This is a genomic window from Pusillibacter faecalis, from assembly GCF_018408705.1.
Classification (GTDB): domain Bacteria; phylum Bacillota; class Clostridia; order Oscillospirales; family Oscillospiraceae; genus Oscillibacter; species Oscillibacter faecalis.
This window is the reverse complement of the sequence record NZ_AP023420.1, coordinates 2880165-2891574: the sequence shown is the minus strand read 5'-3', so window position 1 is coordinate 2891574 and position 11410 is coordinate 2880165. Positions and strand designations below refer to the sequence as shown.

Genomic DNA, 11410 nt, shown 5'->3' with positions numbered 1-11410 from the left:
GATGTGATATTTTGTGAGCGTAAGGAGTGGATAGGAATTGAAGAAAGGAGTTCAGCATGAGAAGAAAAAAAGATAGAAGCAATGGCATTACTGCTTTGTATGAAAGACTGTCTCGTGATGATGATAATGCTGGAGAGAGTAACAGTATAGTTCATCAAAAGCAAATGCTTGAAGATTATGCTATGAAACATGGTTTTACGAATCTTGTTCATTTTACCGATGATGGTTGGAGTGGAGCGACTTTTGACAGACCTTCATGGAACAGACTTGTTGAAGGTGTTAAAAACGGAGAAATCACTGCCTGTATCTGCAAAGATATGTCCAGAATCGGCAGAGATCATCTGCAAGTAGGTTTTTTCACTGACATTCTGTTTAGAGAAAAGGAAGTTCGATTTATAGCAATCAATAATGGTATTGACAGTGACCGTCAAGAAACCAGTGAGTTTGCCCCTTTTCTGAATATCATGAATGAGTGGTTTGTCAGGGACACAAGTAAGAAAATTAAAGCTGTACTGAAATCCAGAGGTTCTTCCGGCAACGCTCATACAAGTAATATCCCACCATACGGCTATTTGAAAGACCCCGAAAACCCCGACCATTGGATTATTGATGAAGAAGCTGCTGAAGTAGTCCGCAGAATTTATCGCATGACTATTGAGGGAAAAGGACCTTATCAGATAGCAAGAGAACTTTCAGAAGAAAAAATTGAAAGACCATCTTATTATCTTGGCAAAAAGGGACTTGGAAATCATGCAAGCAACTATGACAAAGAAAATCCGTATATGTGGCGAGGAAATCAGGTTACTACTCTGATTGCCCGACCAGAGTATATCGGAAAGACTGTCAATTTCAGGACATTCAAAAATTCCTATAAGGACAAAAAGACGAAAAGGGCAGATAAGGAAGATTGGGTGGTTTTTGATGATACACAAGAGCCTATTGTCGATGAAGAAACATGGCTGCTTGCTCAAAAGTTAAGACAGAATGTAAGAAAAGCAGATCCTATGGGCGAGCCTAATGTTCTGACCGGAAAGATTTACTGTGCTGATTGTGGTGCGCCGATGTATAATCACAGGCAGCGGAAAGGGCGAGAAAGAATATACTATACTGCCAAAGGCGAAAAAAGGACAAGTTATTCCAATCCGGCAGATTGTTATGAATGTTCCACATATAATCTTGCTTATCAGAAGTATGACCGACATTGTACTTGCCACCATATTTCAACAAAAGCACTTAAAAGCATCATTCTGAAAACCATACAGGAGACTTGCCATTATGTTTCTTTGAATGAGCGGGAGTTTGTTTATTCTCTGCAAGAAGAATCGGCGATGAAAGATATTGCTGTTTCTGAAACTGTAAAAAACCGCATTGAAAGAAATCAGAAGCGAGTTCACGAACTGGATATGCTTATCAGGAAAATCTATGAAGATAATGTGATTGGAAGATTGCCGGACAGACTTTTTCAGAGTATGCTTACTGATTATGAAAATGAGCAGAACGAGCTGAACAAGATTATTGAGACTGACACCGCTGATATGCAACGGATTATAGGCGGTCAAAATAATGTGGAGCGTTTTCTAAAGCTGGTTAAAAAGTATGAGAACATTACAGAACTTACTCCTGCCATGATAAATGAATTTATCGACAAAATACTGGTTCACGAGCCACAAGGAAAAGGTGCAGACCGCACCACAGAGGTGGAGATATATCTTAACTATGTCGGGCAATTTCAAGTACCTGTGGAGCAGCATGAACCAACCGAGGAAGAAAGGATTGCTGCTGAAAAAGAGGCGGAACGACTTCGCAGAAAACGAGAATCCAATCGTAAGTATATGAAAAAGATTCGTGAGAAATCAAAAGAATTTGCGGAGCATGAGCGTATAGCAGAAGAAAAAAGCTCTGATAGCAATGTGTGTGTTGAACAGAACGCCACAAGCAAATCAAATCGGCAAAAAGTGAAAGGAGAAAAAATAGCATGACAGAATTGAAACTACGAATCCATGACGAAAGCAACGGTCTGGACTATGTTCTTGTGGGTGATTACTATGTGCCGGACTTGAAGCTACCGGAGGAACACCGCCCTATCGGTATGTGGGGCAGACTGCACAGGACATATTTGGAGCAGTACCGCCCTGCAAGGTTCTCTGCCCTCTGTTTATCCGGCGAACTGCATACTTACCTTGCTGATCTGAACGAACAGGCAACGGAAAGGTGCAGCCTTATCATTGAGCAGATGAAACAAGCCGAGGGCGTGACCGAAACCATGAAAGCAGACAATCAGATGTTGTGGGTACAGTCCATGAACTCTATCCGTAACCGAGCCGAAGAAATCATCAGACAGGAAATGATTTACTGCTGATTTTATCAAGTCCAAAACCAACAAATTTGTATCGTAAACGAAGCGACAGGTATTTCCTTATGAAGTGTCTGTCGCTTTTCATTTATCAAACTTTAAGGAGGAAAACACAATGAAGATGAACCGGAATGAAATGGAAGCCCTTTATGCCTTTGGCTGTCCGAACCTGAAAGCAACTGTCGAGCGTTTGCGTATGGTAGCTGCCCTTGCACCCGATCCAGTGGCGAAGAAGCTGTTTTATATGCTTTCCGTCAAGCTGAGTGCTGAGGGTGTTGAAAGGTGGTATCGCTGCTTTTACTGCAAGCTGCGTGTGTTGAAAAACCATAGGGAGGGCTGCTATGACGAGACTGACGAAGATTGAGAAAGAAACAATCGTTCTCTTTAATGAGGGCGAGGACAAGGCAAATATCTACACCCACAACGCCGGATTGAAAAAGAGGTTGGCTGCTTTTGCTAAGAAGTACCCTGACCTTTGCCGACTGGAAAAATCCAATGTTCAAGGCGGTGTTTCTTATGAGCTGGCAAAGTCCCGTCTGTCTATCCGTTTCCTGCCGCCTTACAGTGAGGAACGCAGACAGAAAGCCAGTGAATATGCGAAAAAGCATGGGCTGAACAGCCAGCAGGGATACTGTGATAATCAGGGCTGATATGCGGTTAAAATGTCAGGTGCAAACCTGATGTTTTGACCGTTGCCTATCGCCTGTGAGGAAAGTATCGGAGACTATAAATTTTACGGAAATGTGCGTTACAAGGTTTGAACAGGAACTCTGTACACAAAATTTTTTCTTCCATTCTTTAAGTTGATGAAGTATAATGAGATATGAAAAATTGAGGTTTTTAATACTCGATTTCAAACAATCATTTTTATATAGCTGGAACTATGGAGGGCAAAAAATGAATGATTTTTTACGAATGTGTTTGAATATAATTACACAAATAGGCCCCTATTTAGTTGTACTTCTTCTTTTGAAATATCTTGTAAATCTTCAACAAAAGAGAGCTAAAGAACGAGAGGAAGAACAGAAAAAGGGAATAATTAGAACGCATTATACAATAAAAACAGAGAAATTCCTTGTCGTGGCATTTATCGTAGGTACAATTTTTTTTGCTTGTTGTACGGCTATGAGTCTTAGGGAAAAAGAAGATATGTTTGTCATTTGTATATTTGGAATATTTTTTTTAGTAGGCATAAGCGGAATAGTCAATATGGTAATGTGGAAACTGGAAGTGAACGGAGATGAAATCACATGGCGGTCAACTTTTGGAAAAAAGAGAACTTTTCGTTTTGGGGATATTACCTACTGCGAGAGAAAAAAAGGTTCTGTGCGTGTATATGTAAATGGGGAAAAGCTATTTACCATTGATAGTAATATCGATAAAGAAGAATTTATGGAAGATATAGAGAGAAGAAGAATCCCTGTAAAATCTTACTGGACAAATCAGCATAAGAAGAATCGTAAATGACATAGATTTTATAACAGTACGATGTTAGACAACTGAATATGACCGTCAAAGTCGGATGAAGAAACCGATGTATTGAGCGTAAAGCGATCATGCGTCGGTTTTTCTTATTTCATGAGCTGACAGAATTCCGACTGTATATCGCCTGTGAGGAAAGTATCGGGGACTATGGATTTTGCAGAAATGTGCGTTACAGGTAAGTAAAAAAACTACTTGATAGAGTGTAAATTGAATTGTTCATATCGGTATGATATAATTTACTGAAATGAAGCAAGAAGGTGGACTTTTGTATGAAAAAATTTTTGAAAATATTGCTAATCATTATAGGAATAGTCTTTTTGATTTTTGCAGCACTGATATGTATTGGACTGTTTGTTGATTATGATGACCATATTGAAAATGGTCGCTATACTTATGTTCCGGAAGATGACAATAAAGACAATGCATATGTCGAATTCAATTTGAGCGATTACGATAAAAAGGATTCTGAACTCATATATTATAGTTCTGTCGAAGAAGCTATTTTGAATTCTCCTTTGAATACTGAAAATGAAGAATTTTCTGTTCCAGAAGATTTTCTTAATCATGTTGATGAAATATTGCATATATGGAATGGCAAACAGTATGATACGATTTTCTATCGGGCAGGAAGCGATAATGATCCCGTTCAAGGTTTTGTGATGGCACGCTGCAAAAAACAGGTGGAGGAAACAACTGTACAATATGCGTTTATGAATGCTACACCGGTTACAACTAAAGCGGATAGCATTCTTATATCTGATATTACAGAACTAATTCATTCATCTTTAAAATTAAGTGATTTTCAACAGGACTTGAATCCAAATTATCCAGATACCAGATTTGTTTTTGGCTATGCACATGATAAGGAAATTTACTCATTAGAAGTAGAAGGTCAAAAGCCAGATGGTGTTATTGAAATCAATGTATATGACAGAACGATGTATCTATGGTATTATGATGATTTAAAGAGCGACAAGAGAGGAAACAATCTAAGTTATTCAGTAGATATGCCAGAGTAATTTTTTCAAATTGTCTAATCTGCCACAACTGAATATGACCGTCAAGGTCAGATGAAGAAACCGATGTATTGAGCGTAAAGCAATCATGCGTCGGTTTTTCTTTTTGCAAAATAGTCCGGTGGACTGTTTTGTAAAACCGAAGGAACTGACAGAGCTTGAGACGGGGCGAAGTCAGTTTGTTCGGGCGGGAGTACAGAGGGTGCAACCCTTTGTGCATGGGTACAGGGAATGCAATACCCCTGTGCAGGTCAAGGGCGGCAGCCTTGCCCAGTTAAGTGGCGTTTCGCCACTTAGTACTGGGTATTACTTGACGCAGAAAGCCGCAAGGAATCAGCTTCGCTGCCCTTCTCCCCTGTCGGGGAAATCAAAAAGAAGGAGGAACTCATGTGAAATTAACAAGGCACAATGGACGAGCCGGAAAGAATGGCGTTTATAATCCGAAGCACAATGACCGCAGTTTTGACATTGCCAACAGCGAACACATTGACGAAGAACGAGCCAAACAAAATCTCTATTGGGACTGTTACAATGGCTTCCGCAATTTCAAAAATCCCGAAAAGGAAAATGAGCTGTCTGCCACTTTTGAAGATGTGGAACAGCTTTTTTATCGTCAGCGGTATCGTGATTTTGTGACCGGACAGAACGAAAGAAATGTGAAGAACCGACACCCTGAAAGAAATAAGGAAACCGGAGATTTGCTCAAAAGCAAAAAGACCTGCCCAGAGGAAACGGTCTATCAGATTGGAACGCTTGATAATCATGTTCCACCAGAACTGCTCATTGAGATCGTCACAGAATTTATGGAAATCGTAAATGAGCGTTTCGGCTCTCATGTCCATATCCTGAATTGGGCACTGCACTTGGATGAAAGCACCCCTCATATTCACGAGCGTCATGTGTTCGACTGTGAAAATCAATATGGGGAGATTGCCCCACAACAGGAAAAGGCTTTGGAAGCACTGGGGTTTGAACTGCCAGAACCGGAGAAGCCTGTCGGAAGAAAAAATAACCGCAAGATGACTTTCGATTCAGCCTGCCGAGTGCTGTTGTTTGATGTGGCGAAAAAGCATGGCTTACAACTGGAAGAAGAACCGGAATATGGTGGTCGTGCTTATCTGGAAAAACAGGACTATATTCTTTTCAAGCAAAAGGAGCAACTGGCAGCACAGGAGCAAAAGTTGGAAGAACTCACGATGAAGATTGAAGATGTGGAAGCTCTGGTGGACGAGGTTGCCGATATTGCCTATGACAAGGCGGTTGAGGTCGTTGCTGATACTGTAAAACTGGAAACGCACAAGGAGGATATTAAGCTGGTGGAGCAGTCTAAAGCGTGGGTTCTCTCCCCTGAGCGTAAGGCTTCAAAGAAAGAAGTTGAGTATGCAGTGAAACGATTGGATGGCGTGATTGCCAGAATCACAAACGCTATGAAATCAACCATTCAGAAAATCCAAACCACGCTGATGAAACCGGAGGTCAAAAAAGCCGGAACGGAGCAAATCAAGAAGAAAGCCAAAAATTCTATTATAGAGCAGTTGAGCCGCAAAAAGAAAGAAATTGCAGAGCGTGAAGTCAGCCGGACGGATCAGGCAAAAAGCAAAAAACAGGATATGGAACTCTAAAGCACTTGCTGTTTTCACTTTGAAAATGACAGGTGCTTTTGCTTTAGGGAGTAAGAAAATATCTTCCATTCTTTAGGTTGATGAAGTATAATGATAGTAAGAAATTTTTTGTAATGACCTTAATCCAATAAGTGATTTTGCAATTATTCAGTAAAGGATGTAATTATATGAAAAAAGTATTGTTGCTTTCCAGTGTGATTATTATACTCGGTTTAACAGGCTGCTCTAACAAATATTTCAATGACTGGTTTAGCTCTGAACAAAATGAAACGGATAAGATGTGTCAACAAATTATCGAGGCATGTAAGCAACAGGATTCAGAGAAACTCAAATCTCTATTTTCCGAAGAAAGCAAAAAGAGCATTGAGAATTTAGACACTGAAATCTCTGATTTTTTCGATTATATTGAGGGCAGTATCCAAAGTTTTGAGGGCGATTGTGCATCATCAAGTGAAAGCAACTATGGTAAAAGGAAAACGGAATTGGATGGTATGTATCTCATATTGACAGAGAAGGAACGGTATTGTATGAATTTTTATATGTATAGTGAGGATGATGAAAATGCTCAAAATGTGGGGATATATAAAATTGAAATTGCATTGGAGAGCGAAGTGGCTGAGGATAATTTTATATGGGATAATCCCCCAAACGGTATTTTTGTTGGAGGACAAAATTGATTTTTGTTATGAGAGAACATTAAAGTATAAATTTCGGATGGTATAAGAAAAACTGACTACAATTAAATCTTCACAGCTTTACTAAGCAGGAAATCTGAAAAGTTCTCCTGCTTTTTTGCACTCAAAATAGAATGTGGAACTCTAAGACACTTGCTGTCTTCGTTTTGAAAATGACAGGTGCTTTTGCTTTGGGAGGCAAGAAAAAATCTTCCATTCTTTAGGTTGATGAAGTATAATGTAAGCAACAAACTTGAAGTTTAAGGGGATGATATTATGGATTTTGCTATATTTAGATTGTTTATAAGAGTTTCATTATTTGTTATAGCGTTAATTGCTTGCATTATCTATCTAATTAAAAAAAGAAAACTTATCTATTCGATATTTTTTGATAAAGAAGCGATAAAAAAAGAATATACTGGAAAAAATGATATAATATTTCTTCGATTGGCTAATACCATTCTTGTTATAGTAGCTATTCTTTTAATCTTATATTTGAAAGATTTTGTTTTAGATATGCCTTACATCATAAACAAACAGTATAGTTATGCAGAAGGATATGTAACTGAACAATCTCATGGTGGTGCAGATATATCTTCTGAAAGAAGAAGTATTTTTCTATATGATAAAGTTAAAGATGATGAAATCGAAATCACAGTATTTTCAAGGTATATTGATAAAAAATACTTATTTAAAGGTACAATATCTTCCGCATACGAAATATGGTGCTATTGTAGAAATTAAATAATTCATTCTAAAAGAAAATTTCCAGTTTGTATAACTGGCAACCCAACCACAATTAAATCTTCAAAGCTTTACTAAGCAGGAAATCTGAAAAAGGTCTCCTGCTTTTTTGCACCTAAAATTAAATATGGAACTTTAAGGCACTTGCTATTTTCGTTTTGAAAATGACAGGTGCTTTTTTCGTTTCTGGAAAGGAGTCACATGAATGTATTTGAAGTTGTAAAAGAAAATGTTACTGCCCGACAAGCCGCAGAAGCCTATGGCTTGAAAGTGGGTCGCACTGGTATGGCGTGCTGTCCGTTTCACTCGGATAAGTCCCCCAGTATGAAGCTGGATGAACGCTATTACTGTTTTGGCTGCGGGGCAACCGGAGACGCTGTTGATCTGACAGCGAAGCTATTCGGTATCGGGCTGAGGGAAGCTGCTGTCAAACTTGCTGAAGATTTTGGTCTTAACTATGACAGCCGACAAAAGCCCAGTATTCGCCCTCGTATTCGTGAGCCGACACCGGAACAGAAGTATCAAAAAGAAGAAAATCATTGCTACAAGGTGCTGACGGATTATTTTCATCTTCTTAGAGAATGGGAAAAGAAATACGCTCCTAAACAGCCGGATGAGGAATGGAATCCCCTGTTTGCAGAAGCACTGTATAAGAAGAACTATATCGAATATCTACTTGATATTCTTCTGTATGGTTCATTGGAGGAACGAAAAGCACTTGTGGCAGAACAGAGAAAGGAGGTGTTAAAACTTGAACAGCGAATTGCAGAACTGTCAGCAGACAGAACCATGCACAGTAGAAGAAATCCGAAACAGCTTAGAGCAGAGCGAGAAAGGTAAGGTTTATAATACTGCCGCAAATTATAAGCGTGTTCTGCAATATGACCCACTTTTGAAAGGGGCTATCCGAAAAAATCTTCTGACCGAAAGAATCGACATTGTGAAGCCCCTCGGTTGGTATCGTGACAGCCCGACATTGACGGATGTGGATGTGAAATATCTGCTCCTATATTTTGAAGAAAACTATGGATTGACCGTAGAGAAGAAAATCATAGACGCAGTTGCGGTTATTGCCAATGAAAATCGTTACCACCCTGTCTGTGATTTTCTCAATGCCTTGCAATGGGACGGAACAGAACGCATACGCTTCTGTCTGCACCGCTTTCTCGGTTCTGATACAGATGATTACACCTATGAAGCATTGAAGTTGTTTCTGCTGGGTGCTATCTCACGAGCCTTTAAGCCGGGGTGTAAATTTGAGGTAATGCTCTGTCTTGTAGGCGGTCAGGGAGCCGGAAAGTCCTCTTTCTTCCGTTTGCTTGCGGTCAATGATGATTGGTTCTCTGATGACTTGAAAAAGCTGGATGATGAAAATGTGTACCGCAAAATGCAGGGGCATTGGATTATTGAAATGTCGGAAATGATTGCAACCGCTAACGCTAAGAGCATTGAAGAAATCAAGTCCTTTCTGAGCCGCCAAAAGGAAACCTATAAGATACCGTATGAAACACATCCGGCAGACAGAAAACGACAATGTGTGTTTGGAGGTTCTTCTAATACCCTTGACTTTCTTCCCCTTGACCGAACAGGCAACCGCCGCTTCGTTCCGGTTATGGTCTATCCTGAAAGGGCTGAGGTTCATATTTTGGCGGATGAACAGGCTTCCAGAGAGTATATCAATCAGATGTGGGCAGAAGCTATGGAGATTTACAGAAGCGGCAATTTCCGTCTGAGATTCAGTCCGGCTATGAACGATTATCTGAAAGCCCACCAAAAGGATTTTATGCCGGAGGACACAAAGGCAGGACAGATTTTAGACTATCTGGAACGCTATTCCGGCAGCATGGTCTGTTCCAAACAGCTTTATAAGGAAGCACTGGGGCATGATTATGACGAACCGAAACAATGGGAACTGCGAGAGATCAATGACATTATGAATAACGCTGTCACAGGCTGGATGGCGTTCAGCAATCCGAGGTATTTTCCAGAGCCTTACCGCCGACAAAAAGGCTGGGAGCGTATTAGGAACGACAACGAGCCTGACAACAGCATGGATGGTTTTCAAGAAATCCCGACAGAGGAAATGGAACAGTTAGGACTTCCAGAAGAATGGTTGAAGCAAAAATAAAAGCCCGTTGTCGCTTCGGTTGTCGAGCCGGTTGTCGGTCTGGTTGTCGGGCAAAAATCCCGAAAGCCTTGATATTGCGGCACTTTTCCCTCTCTGACAACCATGACAACCAATATTATAAAGAAAAAGGAAATAGTAAAAAGATAGTATCGCCCGATAAAGAAAAAAGGTTTTCTGATGTCCGTTGTCGGAACTTCGTTGTCAGACCTTTCCTTGTCGGGCTTTTTCATTCAAGGAGGAATATCGTATGACAAATATTGTGAACAGTACACTACCCACCCCAAATAACCATTCGGAGAAAAACAAACCGGATGGAGTTTTTGTGATTAAGCAAGGCAAAACAAATTATAAAGTCAAAGTGTTTTTTGACCATAGTAGCGGTTTGACTGCGGAGGACAGGTTGAAACGTATTATTCAGGCAGAAGCAGAGAGAGAATCTGCGTAAGTAATATGAAAAATATCCACGCACCCCCTTGACAAAAGCTTTCAGAAGCGTCGCTTCTCTCTGCTATGGAGCGAGCCGGGAACGGGGACACCGACCCGGACGCGGAACGCCGGGGGCTTGGCACTCCCGCCACCCGCGCCGCCGTCATTGAAAAACTGGTAAAGGGCGGCTTTGCGGAGCGCAAGGGGAAGCAGCTTATCCCCACGCAAAACGGAGCCGCCCTTATATCAGTCTTGCCGGATATGCTCACTTCCCCGCAGCTTACCGCAGAATGGGAAAACAATCTGACGCAGATAGCAAAGGGAGCCGCAGACCCCGGCAAATTTCTGTCCGGCATTGAAGCTATGACGCGGGAGCTTGTGCAGACACACGCCGCCGTACAGGAGGATAAAAAGGGCTTGTTCAGAGAGGAAAAGCCCTCTATCGGCAAATGCCCCCGGTGCGGTTCCCCCGTCCATGAGGGGAAGAAAAACTATTATTGCAGCAACAAAGAATGTGCCTTTGTCATGTGGAAGAATGACCGCTTTTTCGAGGAACGCAAGACCGCTTTTTCCCCGAAGATTGCCGCCGCGCTCCTTAAATCCGGCAAAGTGAACGTGAAAAAGCTGTATTCCCCGAAAACAGGCAAGACCTACGACGGAATTATCGTTTTGGCTGACACTGGCGGGAAATACGTCAACTACCGTATCGAAGTGCAGAAGAACTAAAAACTTGAATAGCAAGCATAGGAAGCGGGTACCCACTTCCGTAAATCCCCGTTGCGACGCTGACGCGCCGGACGGGGATTTTGCTTGTTGGGAAGTTTCCCAAACCCTCTTTTGCGGAGGGCTTCACCCTCTAAAAATTTTCAAAAATATTTGGCAGAAATGCGGGCGTACCCGTAGTAGACCATGCAGCCAAAAAATGCAGCTTATGACGCTGCCGCAGAGAAAGGAGGTTTTTC

12 protein-coding genes and 1 pseudogene are annotated in these 11410 nt (G+C 41.1%); all 13 read left to right on the top strand.

Annotated features, from left to right (window positions below; all coding sequences use genetic code 11):
- Positions 1–56 precede the first annotated feature (56 nt).
- Positions 57–1979 carry a recombinase family protein gene (locus KJS55_RS14610; RefSeq protein ID WP_173738886.1) on the top strand — a complete coding sequence of 641 codons (1923 nt, stop codon included), beginning with the start codon at positions 57–59 and terminating at the stop codon, positions 1977–1979.
- Positions 1976–2359, top strand: a complete 384-nt coding sequence (locus KJS55_RS14605) for a TnpV protein (RefSeq protein WP_008371551.1) — start codon at positions 1976–1978, stop codon at positions 2357–2359. Before KJS55_RS14610 ends, KJS55_RS14605 begins: the two co-directional genes overlap by 4 nt.
- Positions 2360–2468: 109 nt before the next feature.
- Positions 2469–2717 (top strand): hypothetical protein, encoded by a 249-nt coding sequence (locus KJS55_RS14600; protein ID WP_005930789.1) that lies wholly within the window; start codon positions 2469–2471, stop codon positions 2715–2717.
- Positions 2695–3003, top strand: coding sequence for a molecular chaperone (locus KJS55_RS14595; protein ID WP_117992063.1), 309 nt, complete (start codon positions 2695–2697; stop codon positions 3001–3003). Before KJS55_RS14600 ends, KJS55_RS14595 begins: the two co-directional genes overlap by 23 nt.
- Positions 3004–3250: 247 nt before the next feature.
- Entirely contained in the window at positions 3251–3820 is a 570-nt protein-coding gene (locus KJS55_RS14590) for a DUF6560 family protein (RefSeq protein ID WP_117962074.1), read from the top strand.
- A gap of 287 nt (positions 3821–4107) precedes the next feature.
- Positions 4108–4857 carry a hypothetical protein gene (locus KJS55_RS14585; RefSeq protein ID WP_213540769.1) on the top strand — a complete coding sequence of 250 codons (750 nt, stop codon included), beginning with the start codon at positions 4108–4110 and terminating at the stop codon, positions 4855–4857.
- 386 nt (positions 4858–5243) lie between these two features.
- Positions 5244–6476, top strand: a complete 1233-nt coding sequence (locus KJS55_RS14580; RefSeq protein WP_009255108.1) for a plasmid recombination protein — start codon at positions 5244–5246, stop codon at positions 6474–6476.
- A gap of 167 nt (positions 6477–6643) precedes the next feature.
- Complete coding sequence (locus KJS55_RS14575; protein ID WP_213540768.1) at positions 6644–7153, top strand: DUF5104 domain-containing protein; 510 nt, start codon at positions 6644–6646, stop codon at positions 7151–7153.
- 273 nt (positions 7154–7426) lie between these two features.
- Positions 7427–7894 carry a hypothetical protein gene (locus KJS55_RS14570; RefSeq protein WP_228300553.1) on the top strand — a complete coding sequence of 156 codons (468 nt, stop codon included), beginning with the start codon at positions 7427–7429 and terminating at the stop codon, positions 7892–7894.
- Positions 7895–8095: 201 nt separating this feature from the next.
- Positions 8096–8734 carry a CHC2 zinc finger domain-containing protein gene (locus KJS55_RS14565; RefSeq protein ID WP_008371567.1) on the top strand — a complete coding sequence of 213 codons (639 nt, stop codon included), beginning with the start codon at positions 8096–8098 and terminating at the stop codon, positions 8732–8734.
- The gene (locus KJS55_RS14560; protein ID WP_428846522.1) at positions 8658–10022 is read left to right on the top strand and encodes a virulence-associated E family protein; all 1365 of its coding nucleotides are present in this window, start codon (positions 8658–8660) and stop codon (positions 10020–10022) included. The genes KJS55_RS14565 and KJS55_RS14560 overlap by 77 nt, the downstream gene beginning before the upstream one ends.
- Positions 10023–10269: 247 nt before the next feature.
- Entirely contained in the window at positions 10270–10467 is a 198-nt protein-coding gene (locus tag KJS55_RS14555) for a hypothetical protein (protein WP_005335835.1), read from the top strand.
- 41 nt (positions 10468–10508) lie between these two features.
- Positions 10509–11174: pseudogene (locus KJS55_RS14550) on the top strand (DNA topoisomerase); the annotation flags it as partial.
- Positions 11175–11410: the final 236 nt, after the last annotated feature.